This window comes from Streptomyces sp. NPDC048664 (assembly GCF_040650555.1).
Taxonomy (GTDB): domain Bacteria; phylum Actinomycetota; class Actinomycetes; order Streptomycetales; family Streptomycetaceae; genus Streptomyces.
Genome location: NZ_JBEZHK010000003.1, coordinates 77,866 through 96,336 on the forward strand (window position 1 = coordinate 77,866; position 18,471 = coordinate 96,336).

Annotated in this window: 20 protein-coding genes and 7 tRNA genes; 11 read left to right on the forward strand and 16 right to left on the reverse strand. The window is 72.3% G+C overall.

Going from position 1 to position 18,471, the window contains the following annotated elements; all coding sequences use genetic code 11:
- Window positions 1-128 precede the first annotated feature (128 nt).
- Window positions 129-1,787: a hypothetical protein gene (locus AB0C59_RS04010; RefSeq protein WP_363000763.1), complete on the forward strand. Its 1,659-nt coding sequence runs from the start codon at window positions 129-131 to the stop codon at window positions 1,785-1,787.
- A 61-nt stretch (window positions 1,788-1,848) separates the two neighbouring features.
- On the opposite strand, the gene AB0C59_RS04015 is transcribed toward AB0C59_RS04010, so the two are convergent.
- Window positions 1,849-2,409, reverse strand: a complete 561-nt coding sequence (locus AB0C59_RS04015; protein ID WP_363000765.1) for an HIT domain-containing protein — start codon at window positions 2,407-2,409, stop codon at window positions 1,849-1,851.
- Between the two features lie 67 nt (window positions 2,410-2,476).
- Between AB0C59_RS04015 and AB0C59_RS04020 the strand changes: the two genes are divergently transcribed.
- Complete coding sequence (locus tag AB0C59_RS04020) at window positions 2,477-3,139, forward strand: ion channel (protein WP_363000767.1); 663 nt, start codon at window positions 2,477-2,479, stop codon at window positions 3,137-3,139.
- A gap of 31 nt (window positions 3,140-3,170) precedes the next feature.
- Here AB0C59_RS04020 and thrS read toward each other — a convergent pair whose 3' ends face one another.
- The 3 genes from thrS to AB0C59_RS04035 form a co-directional block, all read right to left on the reverse strand.
- Entirely contained in the window at window positions 3,171-5,147 is a 1,977-nt protein-coding gene (thrS, locus tag AB0C59_RS04025) for a threonine--tRNA ligase (protein ID WP_363000769.1), read from the reverse strand.
- A gap of 116 nt (window positions 5,148-5,263) precedes the next feature.
- The gene (locus AB0C59_RS04030; protein ID WP_363000771.1) at window positions 5,264-6,481 is read right to left on the reverse strand and encodes a hypothetical protein; all 1,218 of its coding nucleotides are present in this window, start codon (window positions 6,479-6,481) and stop codon (window positions 5,264-5,266) included.
- Window positions 6,478-7,044: a DUF4365 domain-containing protein gene (locus AB0C59_RS04035; RefSeq protein ID WP_363000773.1), complete on the reverse strand. Its 567-nt coding sequence runs from the start codon at window positions 7,042-7,044 to the stop codon at window positions 6,478-6,480. The genes AB0C59_RS04030 and AB0C59_RS04035 overlap by 4 nt, the downstream gene beginning before the upstream one ends.
- A gap of 169 nt (window positions 7,045-7,213) precedes the next feature.
- Between AB0C59_RS04035 and AB0C59_RS04040 the strand changes: the two genes are divergently transcribed.
- Complete coding sequence (locus AB0C59_RS04040) at window positions 7,214-7,939, forward strand: 3'-5' exonuclease (protein ID WP_363000775.1); 726 nt, start codon at window positions 7,214-7,216, stop codon at window positions 7,937-7,939.
- 97 nt (window positions 7,940-8,036) lie between these two features.
- On the opposite strand, the gene AB0C59_RS04045 is transcribed toward AB0C59_RS04040, so the two are convergent.
- From AB0C59_RS04045 to AB0C59_RS04060, 4 genes are all read right to left on the reverse strand, one after another.
- Window positions 8,037-8,108, reverse strand: a tRNA-Val gene (locus AB0C59_RS04045).
- A gap of 39 nt (window positions 8,109-8,147) precedes the next feature.
- Window positions 8,148-8,594: an SRPBCC family protein gene (locus AB0C59_RS04050; protein WP_363000777.1), complete on the reverse strand. Its 447-nt coding sequence runs from the start codon at window positions 8,592-8,594 to the stop codon at window positions 8,148-8,150.
- A gap of 202 nt (window positions 8,595-8,796) precedes the next feature.
- Window positions 8,797-8,868, reverse strand: a tRNA-Val gene (locus AB0C59_RS04055).
- Between the two features lie 74 nt (window positions 8,869-8,942).
- Window positions 8,943-9,380 (reverse strand): TIGR02611 family protein, encoded by a 438-nt coding sequence (locus AB0C59_RS04060; protein ID WP_363000778.1) that lies wholly within the window; start codon window positions 9,378-9,380, stop codon window positions 8,943-8,945.
- A 189-nt stretch (window positions 9,381-9,569) separates the two neighbouring features.
- Between AB0C59_RS04060 and AB0C59_RS04065 the strand changes: the two genes are divergently transcribed.
- Together AB0C59_RS04065 and AB0C59_RS04070 are read left to right on the forward strand one after the other, a co-directional pair.
- The gene (locus AB0C59_RS04065) at window positions 9,570-9,983 is read left to right on the forward strand and encodes an SsgA family sporulation/cell division regulator (protein WP_003959770.1); all 414 of its coding nucleotides are present in this window, start codon (window positions 9,570-9,572) and stop codon (window positions 9,981-9,983) included.
- Window positions 9,984-10,709: 726 nt separating this feature from the next.
- Window positions 10,710-11,267, forward strand: a complete 558-nt coding sequence (locus AB0C59_RS04070; RefSeq protein WP_363000780.1) for a CGNR zinc finger domain-containing protein — start codon at window positions 10,710-10,712, stop codon at window positions 11,265-11,267.
- Between the two features lie 152 nt (window positions 11,268-11,419).
- Here AB0C59_RS04070 and AB0C59_RS04075 read toward each other — a convergent pair whose 3' ends face one another.
- Entirely contained in the window at window positions 11,420-11,572 is a 153-nt protein-coding gene (locus AB0C59_RS04075) for a hypothetical protein (RefSeq protein WP_363000782.1), read from the reverse strand.
- Between the two features lie 185 nt (window positions 11,573-11,757).
- Complete coding sequence (locus AB0C59_RS04080) at window positions 11,758-12,225, reverse strand: hypothetical protein (protein ID WP_363000784.1); 468 nt, start codon at window positions 12,223-12,225, stop codon at window positions 11,758-11,760.
- Between the two features lie 190 nt (window positions 12,226-12,415).
- On the opposite strand from AB0C59_RS04080, the gene AB0C59_RS04085 reads away from it, so the two are divergent.
- Window positions 12,416-12,940: a DsbA family protein gene (locus AB0C59_RS04085; protein WP_363000786.1), complete on the forward strand. Its 525-nt coding sequence runs from the start codon at window positions 12,416-12,418 to the stop codon at window positions 12,938-12,940.
- A gap of 25 nt (window positions 12,941-12,965) precedes the next feature.
- Here the strand turns inward: AB0C59_RS04085 and AB0C59_RS04090 are convergent, their stop codons facing one another.
- Genes AB0C59_RS04090 through AB0C59_RS04100 form a run of 3 tightly spaced genes read right to left on the reverse strand, consistent with a single transcriptional unit; the run spans window position 12,966 to window position 15,732 of the window.
- Complete coding sequence (locus AB0C59_RS04090; RefSeq protein WP_363000788.1) at window positions 12,966-13,790, reverse strand: GNAT family N-acetyltransferase; 825 nt, start codon at window positions 13,788-13,790, stop codon at window positions 12,966-12,968.
- A 53-nt stretch (window positions 13,791-13,843) separates the two neighbouring features.
- Window positions 13,844-14,665 (reverse strand): aminodeoxychorismate lyase, encoded by an 822-nt coding sequence (locus AB0C59_RS04095; protein ID WP_363000790.1) that lies wholly within the window; start codon window positions 14,663-14,665, stop codon window positions 13,844-13,846.
- Window positions 14,662-15,732 carry a chorismate-binding protein gene (locus AB0C59_RS04100; protein ID WP_363000792.1) on the reverse strand — a complete coding sequence of 357 codons (1,071 nt, stop codon included), beginning with the start codon at window positions 15,730-15,732 and terminating at the stop codon, window positions 14,662-14,664. The genes AB0C59_RS04095 and AB0C59_RS04100 overlap by 4 nt, the downstream gene beginning before the upstream one ends.
- Before the next feature lie 188 nt (window positions 15,733-15,920).
- Here AB0C59_RS04100 and AB0C59_RS04105 point away from each other — a divergent pair.
- The 5 genes from AB0C59_RS04105 to AB0C59_RS04125 all read left to right on the forward strand — a co-directional run bounded on the left by AB0C59_RS04105 (window position 15,921) and on the right by AB0C59_RS04125 (window position 16,391).
- A tRNA-Gly gene (locus tag AB0C59_RS04105) sits at window positions 15,921-15,993 on the forward strand.
- A 40-nt stretch (window positions 15,994-16,033) separates the two neighbouring features.
- Window positions 16,034-16,107: transfer RNA gene (locus tag AB0C59_RS04110), tRNA-Cys, on the forward strand.
- 1 nt (window position 16,108) lies between these two features.
- Window positions 16,109-16,180 (forward strand) — tRNA-Val (locus tag AB0C59_RS04115).
- A 55-nt stretch (window positions 16,181-16,235) separates the two neighbouring features.
- Window positions 16,236-16,307, forward strand: a tRNA-Val gene (locus AB0C59_RS04120).
- Between the two features lie 12 nt (window positions 16,308-16,319).
- Window positions 16,320-16,391: transfer RNA gene (locus tag AB0C59_RS04125), tRNA-Val, on the forward strand.
- A 52-nt stretch (window positions 16,392-16,443) separates the two neighbouring features.
- On the opposite strand, the gene AB0C59_RS04130 is transcribed toward AB0C59_RS04125, so the two are convergent.
- The 3 genes from AB0C59_RS04130 to AB0C59_RS04140 form a co-directional block, all read right to left on the reverse strand.
- Window positions 16,444-16,734, reverse strand: coding sequence for a zf-TFIIB domain-containing protein (locus AB0C59_RS04130; protein ID WP_363000794.1), 291 nt, complete (start codon window positions 16,732-16,734; stop codon window positions 16,444-16,446).
- Window positions 16,735-16,832: 98 nt separating this feature from the next.
- Window positions 16,833-17,798 (reverse strand): aminoglycoside phosphotransferase family protein, encoded by a 966-nt coding sequence (locus tag AB0C59_RS04135; protein WP_363000796.1) that lies wholly within the window; start codon window positions 17,796-17,798, stop codon window positions 16,833-16,835.
- A gap of 187 nt (window positions 17,799-17,985) precedes the next feature.
- Window positions 17,986-18,192 carry a hypothetical protein gene (locus tag AB0C59_RS04140; RefSeq protein ID WP_363000798.1) on the reverse strand — a complete coding sequence of 69 codons (207 nt, stop codon included), beginning with the start codon at window positions 18,190-18,192 and terminating at the stop codon, window positions 17,986-17,988.
- Window positions 18,193-18,471: the final 279 nt, after the last annotated feature.

Here is an 18,471-nt window from a genome sequence, read left to right on the forward strand (position 1 = left end):
GCACCTGCGGATACGCTGGCCACCGGATCGAGTTGGGACTCGATCGGCGCGCGGGCCCGTTCAACAGGTGTGCGGCGCGGGGAAGTCGGGAAGGCCGCAGAAGCGGGTTCGGCGGCGAGGGGGCGGCAGTGACGGACGGATTCGATTTCACCCCAGGGGCGCAGGTGCCCCTGTCGGGCTCCGCCGGACAGACGGCGGCGACCCAGGCACTGGCCTCGGCCGCCTACCGGGACGCTCCGGTCGAGACCATTCTGAACGCGGACAACGAGTGGCATCAGTCGACGCTCGTCCCGGGCCGCTCCTGGGCCAGGCTCTTCCGGCCCAACCTGGGTGAGGCGTTCTCGCTGGCGGTAAGGGACCGGATGCTGGGCGCCGACCGCAAGCCGCTCATCCAGTCCTTCGGCACCGAGCCCCAGGTGGTGGTGGAGCACTGCCTGGCCGCCCACCGCATCCGCCGGCAGCGCGACAACTGGCTCACGGCGGTGACCGTGCTGTGCGGGGTGCTGTTCCTTCCGGGGATGCTGGTGTGGCTGCTGGTGTTCCAGATCCGGGCCACCGTGGCCCGGCGCGACGACCGGCGCACCTCCGCCCTCGGCACCGCCCTGCTGTTCGCGGTGGGCGTCCTCGCCGTGCTCTTCCTGGTCCGCATGCCCTTCCACGGCTTCTGGGGCTGGTACGCGCGGGCGTCGGTGCTGCTGCCGGTCGCCGGCTGGTTCTGGGCGCGGCAGATCTGCGAGCGGACCGCGCGGGACCTGCGCGACCGGTGGGACAGTCTGCTCGCCGGCGGCGGCCTCGGCGCCAAGATCCCGGAGGCGGTGCCGGGCAGCCCCGGCGAGACGGCCGCCGAGCGGCTGCGCCAGGCGCTCGCCCGGCTCAGCGCCGAGCAGCAGTCCAACTCGGTCTTCTACGCCGGCCCCAAGGGGATACTCGGCATGGGGACCCGCTGGGGCAGCTGGAATCTCGCGGAGGATCTGACCCCGCGCGACCCGGACAAGGAGATCCATCCCTTCCGCAGCTGGGACGTGATCAGGGCCATCCACGACCAGCTGCGGATGCTGGAGCGCGGCCCGCTGAACACCGGGGGCTTCCCGACCCCCTCGATACGGCACTGGGTCGTGAGCCCCATCGGGGAGAAGGCCAAGGAGGTGTCACGCCCCAGCGGCACGGACGTGGACGCGTACACGGTCAAGACCCACGCGATACAGGACATCTGCAACAAGCAGCAGTTCGGCAGCGGTGAGCGGCACTACCTGGGGGTCCAGTGGACGCTCTGGGACGGGCAGCTGGTCCTCACCATGCTGGTCACGGTGACGGTCCTGCACGAGACGCTGCGCATCGAGGTCACCGGGCACGCGCTGGGTCCCGTGAACGCCCTGTTCACGACCAAGCCGGAGGCGCCGACCAAGAAGGTGCAGAAGCAGGTCAGGTTCTGGGAGACCCGCGAGGTGAAGCTGCCGCTGATGACCCCGGACGAGGTGGTGCGCCTCGCGGTCCGCGCCCCACTCACCTGGTACCCGCCGGTGCTGAACTGGCTCGGCGGCACGCTGGTCCTGCCCGAGCCGTTCGGGCTGCGCCACGCGTGGGCGGACCAGCCGTGGCGGCACCGGTTCATGGCGGACGACGCGCTGCGTGCCGCCGCTCCGGTGCTGCGCGTGGTGCATGCCGCGGCCATCCGCGTGCTCCGGGAGAACGGGGTGGACACCGACAAGTTCGGGACGCGGTCCACGGTGATCAGCGGGCTGGTGCAGGATGTGGCGCCGCGGAAGGCGGACGTGTACGACGCGTAGGGCGACGGGTGCCGTGCGGGAGCCACCGCCCCCGCGTCCCCGGCTCGGGCCGGCCGCTCGATCAGGCCGCGGGCCAGGCCTCCGCCAGCATCTTCCTCGTGTCCGCCAGGAGCTGCGGAAGGATCTTGGTGTGGCCCACCACCGGCATGAAGTTGGTGTCGCCGCCCCAGCGCGGAACGATGTGCTGGTGCAGATGGGCCGCGATGCCCGCGCCCGCCACCGTGCCCTGGTTCATGCCGATGTTGAAGCCGTGGGCGCCGGAGGCGGTGCGCAGGGCGGTCATCGCCTGCTTGGTCAGCTCGGCGAGTTCCGCGGTCTCCGGGGCCGTGAGCTCGGTGTAGTCGGCGACGTGGCGGTAGGGCACGACCATGAGGTGGCCGCCGTTGTACGGGTACAGGTTGAGGACCGCGTACACCCGCTCCCCGCGCCGCACGACGAGTCCGTCCTCGTCGGACTGGGCCGGGATGGAGCAGAACGGGCAGCCGTCCCCGGCCTCCGGGCCGGTGGGCTTGTTCTCGCCCTGGATGTAGGCCATCCGGTGGGGTGTCCACAGGCGCTGGAACGCGTCGGGCGTCCCGACTCCGATCTGCTGCTCCGGCTCACTCGTCATGCAGTGCAGCATATGGCTTCGCCCGATCGGGGCGTGTCGCCGGGGCGTGGGGCGATCCGTCCCGCGCGAAGCTGGGCCGATGGACGACGACAGCCGTACGGCCCGCTGGGAGCGGCGGGCGGACACTCCGCTCGCGGTGGCGTCTTTGCTGTATCTCGGTTCGTACGCGGTACAGGTGCTGGGTGAGGACAGTCTGCCCCGGCCCCTGATCGTGCTGTGCCTCGTGGTGATGCTCACGAGCTGGGCGCTCTTCGTCGTCGACTACGCGGTGCGCTGGCGCCTGAGCGGCGAGGGGGTGCGGTTCGCCCACCGGCACTGGCTGGACACGGTGGTCGTGCTGCTGCCGCTGCTGCGGCCGGTGCGGGTCGTGCGGGTGTACGAGGCGGTGCAGCGCCGCCGCGGACAGCCCAAGATGTCCTTGCAGGCCCTGGTGATGTTGTACGCGGGCCTGTCGTCCCTGCTGCTCGGATTCGGCGCCGCGCTGTCCGTGTACCGCTTCGAGCACCGGGTGCCGGGCGCGACGATCCGCACCTTCGGGGATTCCGTGTGGTGGGTGTGCTCCACGCTCTCGACCGTCGGCTACGGCGACATGGTGCCGGTGACGGTGCCGGGACGGCTGGTCGCGGTCGTCCTGATGGGCTGCGGTCTGGCCCTGCTGGGGGCCGTGACCGGTTCGTTCTCCTCGTACCTCATGCAGCGGTTCGCGCGGCAGGACGAGACCCGAAGGCCCCCGGGGGTCTGAACCTCCCGGGGGCCTTCGCGGCGGGTGCGGGTCAGATCTGCGCCCGCTCCTCGACGACCTTCGCGATCTTGGCGAGGGCCTCGTCGAACGGGATGCCGTTCTCCTGGGAGCCGTCGCGGTAGCGGAAGGAGACCGACTCGGCCGCCATGTCCTCGTCGCCCGCGATGACCATGAAGGGCACCTTCTGCTTCTGGGCGTTGCGGATCTTCTTCTGCATACGGTCCGAGGACGAGTCCACCTCGACGCGCAGGCCCTTCCTGCGGGCCGCCGCGGCGAACCTCTCCAGGTACTCCACGTGGGCGTCGCCGATCGGGATGCCGACCGCCTGGACCGGGGCCAGCCACGCGGGGAACGCGCCCGCGTAGTGCTCCAGGAGCACCGCGAAGAACCGCTCGATCGAGCCGAAGAGCGCCCGGTGGATCATGACGGGGCGCTGCTTGGCACCGTCGGGGCCGGTGTACTCCAGGTTGAAGCGCTCCGGCAGGTTGAAGTCCAGCTGGACCGTCGACATCTGCCAGGTGCGGCCGATGGCGTCCTTGGCCTGGACGGAGATCTTCGGGCCGTAGAAGGCGGCGCCGCCCGGGTCGGGGACCAGCGGCAGTCCCTGCTTCTCGGCGACCTGGCGCAGCGTCTCGGTGGCCTCCTCCCAGATCTCGTCGGAGCCGACGAACTTCTCGGGGTCCTTGGTGGACAGCTCCAGGTAGAAGTCGGTCAGGCCGTAGTCGCGCAGCAGGTTCAGGACGAAGGTGAGCGTCTGGTCGAGCTCCTGCGCCATCTGCTCCTTGGTGCAGTAGATGTGCGCGTCGTCCTGGGTGAAGCCGCGGGCCCGGGTCAGGCCGTGCACGACGCCCGACTTCTCGTACCGGTACACGGTGCCGAACTCGAACAGGCGCAGGGGCAGTTCGCGGTAGGAGCGGCCGCGCGCGTCGAAGATCAGGTTGTGCATCGGGCAGTTCATGGGCTTGAGGTAGTAGTCCACGCCCTCGTCGAGCTGCATGGGCGGGTACATGCCGTCGGCGTACCAGTCCAGGTGGCCCGAGGTCTCGAAGAGCTTCCCCTTCGTGGCGTGCGGGGTGTAGACGAACTCGTAGCCCTCCTCCTCGTGCCGGCGGCGCGAGTAGTCCTCCATCACCCGGCGGACGATGCCGCCCTTGGGGTGGAACACGGCGAGGCCGGAGCCGATCTGCTCCGGGATGGAGAACAGGTCCAGCTCGCTGCCCAGCTTGCGGTGGTCGCGCTTCTCGGCCTCGGCGAGGAAGTCGAGGTGGGCCTTCAGCTCGTCCTTGGAGGGCCAGGCGGTGCCGTAGATGCGCTGGAGCATCGGGTTCTTCTCGCTGCCGCGCCAGTAGGCGGCGGCGTTGCGCATCAGCTTGAACGCCGGGATGTTCCGGGTGGAGGGCAGGTGGGGACCGCGGCAGAGGTCCTTCCAGCACAGCTCGCCGGTCTTGGCGTCCAGGTTGTCGTAGATGGTCAGCTCGCCCGCGCCGACCTCGACGTCCGCGCCGTCGTCGGAGGAGGCGGAGCCCTTGAGGCCGATCAGCTCCAGCTTGTAGGGCTCGTTCGCGAGCTCCTCGCGGGCGGCCTCGTCGGTGACCACACGGCGGGCGAAGCGCTGGCCCTTCTTCTGGATCTCCTGCATCTTCTTCTCGACGGCCTTGAGGTCCTCGGGCGTGAACGGCCTCTCGACGTCGAAGTCGTAGTAGAAGCCGTCCTTGACCGGCGGGCCGATGCCGAGCTTCGCCTCCGGGAACAGCTCCTGCACGGCCTGCGCCATGACGTGCGCGGCGGAGTGGCGCAGGATGTTCAGGCCGTCGTCGGAGGTGATCTCGACGCCTTCGACGCTGTCGCCGTCGCGCAGCTCGTAGGTGAGGTCCTTGAGCTCACCGGCCACGCGTGCGGCGATGACGGAGCGCTCACCGGGGAAGAGGTCGGCGGCCGTGGTGCCCGTCGTCACCACGCGCTCTTCCCGCTCGGAATCGCGTTGGATGATCACACGGACGTCTGACACCGGTCTCTCCTGACTGCTGGGGGTGCGGCGCCGTACCTGGAGCGCGCGCTGGCGCTGAGATCGTACCGATCCCGGGCCGCGCTCCGCGAAACGGTTTGCGCCGGGCAGGCCGGCCGTCAGTCCCCGCCGCAGGCCTCCTCGAAGAAGTCGAGGTTCTCCTGGAGCGACTTGAGCAGCCTGTCCCGCTCCGCCTCGTCGACCTGCACGGGCGTCACGGAGGAGGCGTCGGCCAGGCGGCGGAAGCCGCCCCTGCTCTCCAGTCGTCCGCGCACCCGCACGGGCAGCCCCACGAGGTGGGCGTGGCCGGCGATCCGGTACGACTCCTCGTCCAGGGTCATCCGCACATGCGGGACCTCGGCCCCGGCGATGACCTTCAGCCGTACGGTGCCCTCGCCGCGCGGGCCCGCCCTGCGCAGCCGCACCACGGCGCCGGTGATCCGCACCGGCACGGAGGGTTCCTCGCGCTGGTAGCGGGCCCCCGCCTCGCGCAGGACCGGCAGGTCGCCCGGGGAGAACTCGACCGGTTCGGCCGGTGCCGCGCAGCCCTTGGGGGTGCCCGCGCCGGGGGCCCACGCGACGGCGATCCGGGCGCCCTCGCTGCCGCGCACCAGGGTGACGAGCGCCTCGGTCAGCTCCTGGCTCACCCCCGCCTCGACGGCGGCGTCGAAGGCCTCCATGCCGCCGGTGGCGCGCTGGTAGTCGATGGCCTCACGGGCGGCGAACAGGGCCTCGTGCAGGCGCACGGCGAGCGGGCGGCCCGTCTCCACGGGGGCGAAGGCGGTGAGCTCCCGCCCGCCGGGAGCCGCGCCGACCAGGACGCGTTCCAGGGTCGCGGCGGCGGGCCTGCGGTGGCGCGCGCCGTAGTAGCCGGCGCGGGCGCGGGTGGCGAGCGCGGCGGCCAGCAGCATCTGCCGGGCGGCCGTGCGCAGCCGTTCCTCGACGGCCCAGGGCGCCGCGCCGGCGGGTCCTGCGGGCACGTCCCGCCACCAGTGGATCTCGTCGCTGGGCACGGCGAGCGAGAGCAGCACGTCCCGGGCCGAGGGTGAGCCGCTGCGGGCCAGCGCCACCAGGGCCTCGCCGATCAGGTCGTCGCTGTCGGGGAAGGCCCTGCTCTCCGGTATCAGCAGGCTTGTGCGGTGATCGCCCCGCCCGGGCGGCGTCCAGCGGCCGTAGCGTCCGGGGGCTCCGCCGCGGCGCCGCCAGCCGTGCCGCTCGAGCAGGGCCGCGAGCACGGCGGGGTCGACGTCGTCGGGTGCGGGCGGCTGGTTCCACGGCGGTTCGACCAGGTGCGGTCCGACGCTCCGGCCGACCTCGTCCAGGGGGCGGTGGGTCACGGTCTGCCTCCCGTTCCGACCCGGGTCATGATCTCGCACAGGGCGCGGTCGTCGAAGATGCGTGACGTCGGGATGCGTACGGTGGTGCGTCGCCGGCCGGTGACGGGGTGCCCGGCGAGGTTGGTCCAGTAGCAGCAGTGCCGCAGGTCCAGGCGGTCGTGGCCGGCCCTGAGCCACTGGTCCTGCGACCGGGGGACGATCATCACGACGAGGATCTTGTGCACGGACACCGGGGTGCGGGCGAGCTTCGCCAGGTGCGCGTTGTCCAGCGTGAAGGAGAAGGACCGTCCCGGTGGGTTCGGCGGTATCTGGTAGGTGCACTTGAGCTGCACCTTGATGGTGACCTCGTCGTCGACCGTGTGCCCGGCGGCGCTGTGGCTGACGTGCCAGTCGATGCCGTTGTCCGGAAAGGGCTGGGAGAGCGAGCAGCCGGCCGCGGCGGCGACCGCGTGCAGATAGCCGACCTGGAGGGTCTCCATGCAGGCGGTGGTGGCGAGCGTGCCACGACGGGGTGCCGCGCGCTCGGGTAGCAGCCCGCCCCGCTCGGGCTGCGCTATCGCCATGTGCCTCCAGCCTTCCCTGCCGGACCGGTCCCCGTGACGGGCCGCTGAACTGCAAAGACCCGTACTCCTGTTGTCTCCTTCCGGCGTACGCCGCAAACAGCCCGGGTATCACCGAATCGGCAGAAGACGGAGCGTCAGCCGCCGTGGGCGAACGAGGAGTTGTATTGCCATGTCATGCTGGTACGAGGGGCCGCTGGCCGCCTTCGACACGGAGACCACGGGTGTGGACGTCGAGACCGACCGGATCGTCTCGGCCGCCGTCGTGGTCCAGGACGCCCCCGGGACCCGTCCTCGGGTGGGCCGTTGGCTGGTGAACCCGGGAGTCCCGGTGCCCGCCGAGGCGACGGCGGTGCACGGGCTGACGGAGGAGCACCTGCAGCGCAACGGCCGCTGGCCGTCGCCGGTGATGGAGGAGATAGCCAGGGAGCTGGGCGATCAGGCGGCGCTGGGCCGGCCGCTGGTGGTGATGAACGCGCCGTTCGATCTCACGCTGCTGGACCGGGAGTTGCGCCGCCACCGGGCCTCCTCGCTGGAGCGCTGGTTCCCCTCCGAACCGCTGCGTGTGCTGGATCCGCGGGTGTTGGACAAGCATCTGGACCGCTACCGCAAGGGCCGCCGCACCCTGACCGACCTGTGCGCGCACTACGGGGTCGCCCTGGAGGGCGCGCACGACGCGGCGGCGGACGCGCTCGCCTCGCTGGAGCTCGTGCGGGCGCTCGGGCGCCGGTTCGCGAGCCGGTTGGAGCGGCTGACGCCGGCCGAGTTGCACATCCTTCAGACGGGCTGGCACGCGGCGCAGGCGCGCGGGCTCCAGGCCTGGTTCGCGCGCAGCGGCTCGGACGAGGCGGTGAGCACGGACTGGCCGGTGCGCCCGGAGCTGCCGGCGGCGGCCTGAGCGGAGCCGCCCGCCCGCGCATCGCCTTCGCCGGCCGGCGGGAGGGGCGGCCAACAAGAAGGGCCGGCCCGCGCATTGCGGACCGGCCCTCTCCCGGTGGGCGATACTGGGTTCGAACCAGTGACCTCTTCGGTGTGAACGAAGCGCTCTCCCACTGAGCTAATCGCCCGGGAACGCACCGAACAATACAGGTCCCGGCGGGCTCACTTCAAACCGCTTCGAGGCGGGCCGCGAGCCCGCGCCGTCCGGAGCGCATCATGAGCCGGTGGTTGGCCCGGAAGAACGGCCGTCCGGGCACCGCCAACCGTCGGAGCGAGGGCCTGGTCACCTCGACCTCCTGGTCGTAGCGGGCGCGGCAGCCGTGCTCGTCCCCGGTCAGGGTCCAGCGCGCCCAGCCCTCCATGTCGCCGGCCAGCTCGATCTGCAGCAGCCCGGCGGCGGGGTCGTGGCGCGTCTCGCGCGCGGTGAAGACCAGGGAGTACGGCAGCAGGGAGCGGACGGTGATCACGGCCGTGGTGTCGTCGACCCGGTCCACCCCGCGCACCTGCGGCCACCACCGGGGGTAGTCCTCGGCCTGTTCCAGCACGGCGTAGGCCCGCTCGGGCGGCACGGGCAGCGCCCACACCGTGCGGAAGCGGTAGTGGTTCCAGTCCATGGGCCGAGTCTTGCGCAGCCGCCGCTCCAACACTCCCGAAGGAAATCAAAAATGACGTTCCGGAATACTTCCGGTCGTTTCAGGTGGTGCGGCGTTCCGGAACTCGGAGTTCTCGGTGAATCATTTCAGCCGTCACCCTGGACATGCGACGAGGGTGGTGTGTGCACACGGTATCCGTGCGCACACACCACCCTCGTTTCTGTGGGCGATACTGGGATCGAACCAGTGACCTCTTCGGTGTGAACGAAGCGCTCTCCCGCTGAGCTAATCGCCCGGGCGCAGGAAGAACATTACCCCATGTCAGGGGGTGCCCCCGACCAGGTACCGGCGGGCCTCGGACGCCCCGGCTCACCCGCTCCGGACGCTCCAGGGAGCCACGAGGCCGAACTTCCAGACGTAGACACCGGCGAGCGCCGCCGCGATGGTCGCACCGGCCACCGTGAGGATGACGTTGCGGCGGCGGACCCGGGGGTCGAGGGCACGCCGCGTCGCCTCGGTGACCTTGCGTTTCGTCCAGCGCAGCACCAGCTGGGCCCAGACGAACTCGGTCGCCCAGATCGCCATGCCTGCGAAGATCACCAGCCAGCCCGGGCCGGGCAGCGGGAGCATGACCACGCCGGCGGCGACCACCGCGAGGCCGATCACGAAGACACCGACCTGCCAGCCGAGGTGCAGCGCGCGCCGGGCCCTGACGAACGCGGGCGCCCTGGACCCGAGAGCCCGCGGGGCGCCCGGCTCCTTCACGGGCGCGGCGATCTCGCCGTGGTCGTCACTCCCCGTATTCATACAGCCAAACTACCGGAGAGAAACCGGTCACCGGAATGGTGGTACGCGGCGGACGACGTCTCGGCCGGAAGAGCTACGTAAAGACAGGCAAAACTCCCAGAGGGGTTTACAACGGCACCGTAGGTGGCATGTCGATTTCGCCGACGTGCGAATCCCCGAGCGCACACTGAGCGAAAGGCCCTGGCGCTTATGAACACCACGGTCAGCTGCGAGCTGCACCTGCGCCTCGTTGTGTCGAGCGAGTCCTCACTGCCTGTACCCGCAGGACTGCGGTATGACACGGCCGATCCCTACGCCGTGCACGCCACCTTCCACACCGGAGCCGAGGAAACCGTCGAGTGGGTGTTCGCCCGCGACCTCCTCGCGGAGGGCCTGCATCGGCCCACCGGCACCGGCGACGTCCGCGTCTGGCCGTCGCGCAGCCATGGACAGGGCGTTGTCTGCATCGCCCTGAGCTCTCCGGAGGGAGAGGCACTGCTCGAGGCCCCTGCGAGGGCCCTCGAGTCGTTTCTGAAGCGGACCGACGCGGCCGTGCCGCCTGGCACGGAGCATCGCCATTTCGATCTCGACACAGAGCTCTCCCACATCCTGGCGGAGAGCTAGCGCAGCATCGCGAACCGCCCGGCGCCGTCCACTCGGGGAGACGGCTCGGGCCAGGACAACCGCATACGGCACTACCAGGCGCCGTCGCCGCGAGCCCCGCGGAGGCGGCGCTCCGGCGTGCGCGCACGCCCACCGGGGCGAGGCAGGGGCACACGGGGCCGGGACCCAGCCACTGGGCAAGCCGGGGGGCGCGGGGCGGGAAGCTCCCGCCGGGGCAAGCCGCGGGCCAGGCGAGGCCGACTAGCAGCCGGCAAGGCAAGCCGGGCCGCGCGGGGGCCAGGCCGCCGGGGCGAGCAGGAAGCCGCGTGGGGCCCGGGAGCGGCGTGGTCCTCGGGAGCGTGCGGGGCGTCGCGGCGCTCCTGGGCGGCCGCGCCGGTACCCCGGGCTCGAGAGGCCCGCGGCCTAGTGGTGGCGCCCGTCGGGGCAGCCGGGGGCCGGGTGAGGCCGGGGAGCAGCTGCCGAGGCGAGCCACGGGCCGCGCGGAGCCAGAGCAGCTACCGGGGCGGGCCGGGAGGGTGCGGTGCGGGGTGTTGTGGGGGTTCTGGGGGGCCGGGCCGGCGCTCAGGGTCCGCAAAGCCGTCGCGGGGCCCGCGGGCCGGGAGGAGGCCGCACGGGGCCTCCCCCGCGGTGGCGCCCGGGTCGCCCGCGGTCGTCGGTGAGCGGAAGCCGCTAGGCTCGGCGGGCATCGGCGGGCGCCCGTGCCCGACCCAGGCCAGGGAGCGACACGTGCTGATCACCCACGACACCCGGTGCGCTCTCGACCTCGTGGTGGACCTGGTGAACACCGTGCCGGAGGCCGAGGAGCCGGACCCGCTGCCGGACGCCGCCGCCCTCGACGCCTTCGCACGCGACCACGACCTGAGCGACGTCGGCGTCCTCTCCCCGCTCGACCTCGCCGCGGTCCACGAGATCCGCGGACGCTTCGCCGCCGTCTTCGCCGCGCCCGACGCGCGCACCGCGGCCAACCTGATCAACGAGCTGGTCGCCGCGGCGGGGACGACGCCCCGGCTGACCGACCACGACGGCTACGACTGGCACGTGCACTACTTCGCCCCCGGCGCGTCCCTCGCCGACCACATCGCCGCGGACTGCGGCATGGCCCTGGCCTTCTTCGTGGTCGCGGGCGAACAGGAGCGGCTGCGACGGTGCGAGGCCCCGGACTGCCGCCGTGCCTTCGTGGACCTGTCCCGCAACCGCTCCCGCCGCTACTGCGACAGCCGCACCTGCGGCAACCGCCTGCACGTCGCCGCGTACCGCGCGCGACGCAGGGAAGCGGCCGGCTGAGTGATCATCCGGTAAGAACCCGCGTGGAACCGACGGCCGCCGCGCCACGTCTTAAAACAAAGGGCGGGTCCACCACGCTCCGTCACCGGCGCCCCGAGGGTGACGGGCCGACGGAGCCCTCGGCGGGTGGCGCCAGGGGCTCCGCATACGGCTCAGAGCATCAGCAGGTCGTGCAGTGATGCCATGAGAAGCAGGCAGCCGATCACCGCAAGGAAGATCATCAGCGGTGGCTGGGATAGCGCGAAGAGACAACCCCGGCGCTCCTCGACAGGAGTGCCGGTGTCGCTCTGGGATCTGTCCAGCATCTCGCGGCGATGATGACGCAGCCCCGGCCCGCTGGTCGGTCAACACGCCCGCACTGCCAGGGAGTTCGCCCACTTGTGAGCCCTACGGAACAAGGTTGATCTTGTCTGCGCGACCTTGACCGCCCAGCCGCGCTCCGCGATCACTGTGTCGATTCAACGCCCCGCGCCGCCGCAGCGCCCCCGTGTCATATCCCGTGCTTCTTCAGGATGGCCTCGATATCGCTGAAGTCGTCCTTGGAATCGGCACGGGAACCGGACGAACCGGACGCCCGGGGCGCGGCCTCGGGCCGGGAGGCGGGCCGGTCCGCGATGCCCGGCGCGGGCGAGGCGGGCGGTGCGGGCGCGACCGACTCGCGCCCCGCGGCACGGGCCGCCCTGCGCTCCTTGCGGGTGCCGCCTCTGCGGCGCTCCACGGCCCGGGTGCCCGCGAACAGCAGCCAGGCGACGCCGAGCAGGACGAAGCCCGCCCAGGCCATGGGGCTGAACGCGGTGTGGGCGAGCCAGCCCACCGCTCCGGTCATCACCAGGGCCACCGGCACCAGCGAGTAGGCGGCGAGACGGGCGGCGGACACGAAGCGCCTGCGGTAGGCCGTGACCGCGGCGATGCCCAGGCCGGCCACGGAAACGGCGGAACAGAGTGTCTCGGCGATCATCCGGTCCTCCACGCGGGTCGGTCGGGCTGGGTCGGTTCGTCCCTTCCATCCTGCACCGCCGCCCGCCCGGCATGCCACGGTCCCGCCCGACCTCAGGGACATCTCCGGGTCGATCTCGGGGTTCCCCCCACCCGCCTGCGCCCCGGACGTCCCGTTCGGGGCGGTCGCCCGGTCCTGGGACACTGGGGTCATGAGTGACTCCCCCGCCGCCCGCACCGCCGTCCCCGTCCTGGACGTGTGGTGCGAACTCCAGTGCCCCGACTGCCGCACCGCCCTCGACGACCTGCGCGCGCTGCGCGCCCGCTACGGCGACCGGCTGGAGCTGCGGCTGCGGCACTTCCCGCTGGAGAAGCACCGGCACTCCTTCGCCGCCGCGCAGGCCGCCGAGGAGGCCGCGGAACAGGGCAGGGGCTGGCCGTACGTGGAGGCCGTGCTGGAGCGGGTGGCGGAGCTGGACCGCGAGGGCGAGCCGCTCCTGGTCCAGGTGGCCGCCGAACTCGGTCTGGACGCCGACGAGTTCGACACGGCACTGATCGACGGCCGGCACATGCTGATCGTGGACGCCGACCAGGCCGAGGGCAAGGCCATCGGCGTGACCGGCACCCCGACCTATGTGATCGGTGGCGAACGCCTCGACGGCGGCCAGAGCCAGGAGGGGCTGCGCGAGCGGATCGAGGAGATCGTGGACCGGCTGCTGGCGGAGCCGGGCGCCTGAACCGGCGGGACGCGGGGCCCGGATCTCACAGCAGCGGCTTGTACAGGGCGATCCGGGTCGTCTCGTAGCCGAGCGACTCGTACAGCCGCTCCGCCGGGGTGTTCCCGGCGAACACGTTGAGACCGAGGACCCCTCTTCCGGCGCCGATCGCCTGGCCCTCGGCCAGGAGCATGAGCGTACGGCCGTGCCCCCGGCCCCGGTGGGCGGCGTCGGCCTCGACGTCGAACACGAAGGCGTGCTCCTCGCGCAGCGCCACCCAGAGCGTGCCCACCCGTGTCCCCTCGTGCTCCAGCACGCTGAACAGCATGTTCTCGGTGGCGAGCCCCTGGGGCAGCAACTGCTCGTGGTCGCGTCGCGCCTTGGCGTACGCCTCGGCCCGCGGCACACCGCGCTCGATCCAGGTGCGCGCGTAGTGCTCGGACTCGTACGCGTACCAGGCGTCGTACTCGGCCCCGGTCATCGGGCGTCCGCGGCTGCCCTCGGCGAGTGCGGGCGGCCGGTCGCCGAGGCGCTTCTCCATGCCGCGGTTGCGCGGGGTGTAGCCCAGCACCTCCGCGAGCCGCAGGGCCGCCGCGGCGGCGGCCGGAACGGACATCTCCATCTGGGTGCAGCCCCAGCCGCGCGCCACCTCCTCTGCGGCGAGCGCGGCCACCGTGCCCCGGCCCCGCCGTCGGTCCGGTTCCTCGATCCGCAGGTCCAGGATCACGGCCACCGTGTCGCCCAGGGAGTGCGAGGTGCCCAGATGTACCGCGCCGACCGGACGACTGTTCACACACACCTGGTAGTGGCGTGAACGTGTCCCGTCGGCCGCGCGCTGAAGCGGCCCGGTGGGCCGCAGGGTCGTGGTCATCAGGGGAGTTCTACCCGCCCTGGAGATCGACTTCAGCCGAATTACGGGTGATCTCAGGGGTCGAGGTCGTCCGCGGACCGCTCGGCGAACAGCCGCATGGCCTTCGCGGCCACCGACCCGGGCGCCCCGGGCAGTGCGCGGCCGTCGACGCGGTGCACCGCCTGGACGTCGCGCAGGCTGGAGGTGAGGAAGACCTCGTCCGCGTCCTCCAGCACGCTCAGGGGCAGGTCGGTCTCCTTCGCACCGGTCCACTCGACGGTGAGCGCGCGCGTGATGCCCGCCAGACATCCCGAGGCGACCGGCGGAGTGTGGATCTCCCCGCCGAGGACGACGAAGACGTTGGACCCGGTGCCCTCGCAGAGCTGTCCGACCGTGTTGGCGAACAGCGCCTCGGTGGCGCCCTGTTGGGAGGCCCGGGCGAGCGCGACGACGTTCTCCGCGTACGAGGTGGTCTTCAGTCCCGCGAGCGCGCCGCGTTCGTTGCGGGTCCAGGGCACGGTGACCGCGGCGGTGGAGTCGGGGCGCCGGGTGGTCGCCCCTACGGCCACCATGAGCGTCGGGCCCCGGTCGCCGCGGTCGGAGCCGAGCGGGCCGTGACCGCCGGTGTAGGTGATGCGCAGCCGCCCGAGGGCCACCGGCTCGGCCTCCAGCACGGCGGTGCACGCGCGGCGCACCTCGTCCAGGTCGGGGTCCGGCAGGCCGAGGCCGCGCGCCGAGCGTGCGAGCCGTTCGAGATGCCGGGTGAGCGCGAACGGCCGGCTCTCGGTGACCTTGACGGTCTCGAAGATTCCGTCGCCGACGGTCAGTCCGTGGTCGAAGACGGAGACACGGGCGGTCTCGCCGTCCCGCAGCCCTCCGTCGAGCCAGATCCTCACGTGAGAGTCCTTTCAGTCGCCTCGTGGACCTCGGTCGCCTCGTGGGCCCCCGAAGCCACCTCCAGCAGGCGGGCCGCCTTCAGCTCGGTCTCCCGCCACTCGTCCTCGGGGTCGGAGTCCCAGGTGATGCCCGCTCCGGAGCCGAAGCGCAGCATCGCCGCGCCGGCGGCGGTCCGCTCCAGCCAGAAGGTCCGTATGCCGACGGCCAGCCCGCCCGTTCCCCGGTCCGCGTCGACCCAGCCGATCCCGCCGCAGTAGGGCCCGCGCGGGGCGGTCTCCAGGGCGTCGATGATCCGGAGCGCGCTCGACTTGGGGGCGCCGGTGATCGAGCCCGCCGGGAAGGTCGCGGCCAGCAGCTCGGGCCACCCGACGCCGGGGCGCAGCTCGCCGCGGACCGTGGAGACGAGGTGGACCAGGCCGGGGTGCTTCTCCACGGCGCACAGGTCGGGGACGGTCACGCTGCCGGTGGCGCACACCCGCCCCATGTCGTTGCGGACCAGGTCCACGATCATCACGTTCTCGGCGTGGTCCTTCTCCAGGAGGTCCGCCTCGGTGCGTCCCGTGCCCTTGATCGGGCCCGACTCGACCGTGCGGCCGTCGCGGCGCAGGAAGAGCTCGGGGGACGCGGTGGCGATCTCGACGCCGTGTTCGGGCAGCCGGATCGTCCCCGCGTACGGTGCCGGGTTGCCGCGCGCCAGCACGGCGGTCAGGGCGTCCACGTCGGCGTCCGGCGCCACCGGGGCGGCGAGCACCCGGCAGAGGTTCACCTGGTACACCTCGCCGGTCGCGATGTGCTCTCGGATCCTGCGCACGCCCGCCGTGTACGCGGCATGGTCGAGCGAGGACGTCCAGTCCTGCCGCGCCGGTCCGCGCCATCCGCCGGGCACCGGGGCCGGCACGGGCGCCGTCCGGACGTCCGCGAAGCGGGCGCAGGTCAGACGGCCCTCGTAGTCCGCGCTGACCGCCCAGAAGCCGCTGGAGTCGAGGGCCGCCGGGTCGCTGGTGACATCGAGGAGGCCGGTGGCGACGCGTTCACCGAAACGCGCGAGAGGGGGAAGGTGGGGCACAGTGCCGAGTCTAGGACGGGTGTCCCCATGGTTGCCCGGGGATGACCTCGCAGCGTCGCCCGGACACCCCGGCCGTGTCCTTCGCCGGGCGCAACGGCGCACGCTGCGTAAACGCGTTTTTGTACTGGCCCGGGAATCCGCTAGAGTTCAACACGTCGCCGGGACGCGAGAGCGGACCGAAACGACAGGCGGACGTAGCTCAGTTGGTAGAGCGCAACCTTGCCAAGGTTGAGGTCGCGAGTTCGAGCCTCGTCGTCCGCTCGTAGGAACACAGGGGATCTTCCCGAACCCCTGCACTCCTGGTGGAGTGGCCGAGAGGCGAGGCAACGGCCTGCAAAGCCGTCTACACGGGTTCAAATCCCGTCTCCACCTCCAAGGACGATTAGCTCAGCGGGAGAGCGCTTCCCTGACACGGAAGAGGTCACTGGTTCAATCCCAGTATCGTCCACTGGTCCCCCGAGGACCGCGGCCCGCGAGGGCCGGTATGATCCCTCAGGATCCCCGCGCGATTAGCTCAGCGGGAGAGCGCTTCCCTGACACGGAAGAGGTCACTGGTTCAATCCCAGTATCGCGCACGCAGCATCCCCGGACGATTAGCTCAGCGGGAGAGCGCTTCCCTGACACGGAAGAGGTCACTGGTTCAATCCCAGTATCGTCCACACACCGGAGCCCCCGGCCATCACGATGGCCGGGGGCTCCTTCGTGTCCGCCTCAGCTGGAGAACAGCATGTGGCCGAAGCTCTTGTGCCGGTGGTGACCGCCGTAGTGGCCACCGTGGTGACCGCCGTGCGGGGCGGGGGCGCCCCACGCGGGAGCGGCGGGGTAGGCCTGGGGGGCCGGCGCGGGCGGCGGGGCGGGCTGGGTCCACTGGGACTCCAGGCGGGTCAGCGCCTCGAGCTCCCCGTAGTCGAGGAAGATGCCGCGGCAGCCGCTGCACTGCTCGATCTGGACGCCGTTGCGGTTGTAGGTGTGCATCGGCGCATGACACTTCGGACACTGCATGCTCGGCTCAACTCCTCGCCGGTCGGTGGTGCTTCGCCAGGTAGGGACTCGCCTCTGCCCTGGTCGGTTGCAGCCTACGTGGTGCCGTCGCGCGCCAACTACGCCGGAAGGCCGACCATTCGGGCACAGGCGTCCACGACCGCCTCCTCCACCTCTTCCAGGGGGCGGCCCGCGGCGCCGGACCTGGTGATGGCCAGGGCCGCCGTCTGCACGGTGAGGGCGCGGGCGGGCACGTCGAGCGCCGGCCACGGGTCGCCGTCGCCGGGCACCGCCGGGCCGCCGCTCTCCCGGTAGGCGGTGAGGAAACGCGTCCAGTCCTCGGGCGGCAGCAGCCCGCACGCGTACCAGGCGGCCGGGCGGGCCAGGTCCCAGGCGGGCTCGCCCACGCCGAGGTCGTCGATGTCGATCAGGAGCCAGGGGCCCGCGGGGGTGGGGTCGCGTACGAGCTGGCCCAGGTGGAGGTCGCCGTGGCACAGGGCGCCCGCCGTCGGCATGGGGGCCTCGTCCCGGGCCCAGGCCGGCAGGGCCTCCCAGGCGCGGAGCACGGATCCGGCGGCCGGGTGCGGGTCCGCCGCGATCAGGCGCCGTACGGCGCGGGCCGACTTGGCGGGCCCGCGCATCGGCGGAAGGCCGACGGGGGCGGGCGCCCGGTGCAGGCGGGCGAGGAGGGTCGCCGCGGCCTCCCAGGGTGCGGCCTCGGGGTGATCGGGGTCCACGGGGGTGCCGTAGGGCCAGAGCGTCACCAGGCGGCCGTGCACGGCGGCGGGGGCGGGGTGGAGGGGGGCGAGGAGCACGTCGGGGAGCCGGGCGGCGGTGGCCAGGCGGAGCGAGAGGGCGGCCGGGTCGGTGCCGGGGGCGTGGGCCTTGGCGACGACCGTGCCGTGGCGGACGACGGTGGCGTCGCCCCGGTCCGCGAGGACCGCCTCGGGCCCAGGGCCGCCGACGTGCCCGGACCCCGGGAGGCGGCGTCCGTCACGGGCCCCCGGGAGGCGGCCGTCCGCGTCGCCGGCCCCCTGCGCGGCGGCGCGCGCCTTCTCGGCGAGCGCGGACAGGAGTGCGGTCACGGATCCCCCGGGAATAGATCGGACAAGCCCTGGGGCTGTCCGGGGAGCGTACGCGGGGCGGCAAGTAGAACGCCCGCGCGGCTCCCCAGCCGCGCGGGCGTTCTGCCGTCCGCCGCACCCCCGTCCCCACGGGGTTTCATGGGTGGATGTCCCCGCCCGGACCGCTCTTCCGGGCCTGGGGCGCCGCTCAGCGCCCCAGCATCACTCCCACGGACGACGCTTGTGCGACCACTGCCTCCCAGCCGCCGAAGGCGTACACGAGCAGGGTCGCCAGGGGGAGGACCATGACCGCCGCCACCAGCGGGTGGCGGCGACCGGGACGGGCGCCGAACGCGATGCCGTGCACCTTGCGTCCCTGCACGCGGATCGGTGTCCGCGAAGCCGTCCGGGCCATGGTCCCTCTCCTGACCGGTGTGCCGTTGTCTGATCTCCAATCTAGGAGGCGGGCGGGGCGAGGGCGTCATGCCCTCGTATGGAATGCCGGGCCTCCCGAAGGATGAGCGATCACCCGCGGCGTACTCCCCTGGGTGGAGACGGACGACCTGCGACTCAGGGTTGTCCCTGCCTCCCGGCCGGTCCCCACGGCCGGGGGCCGGTGGCGCGCCGGACGTGACTTCACTCACTTCCGCCACTCCTTCGCGTGCCGCCGCCCGCGCCCCGCGGGCCGCCCCAA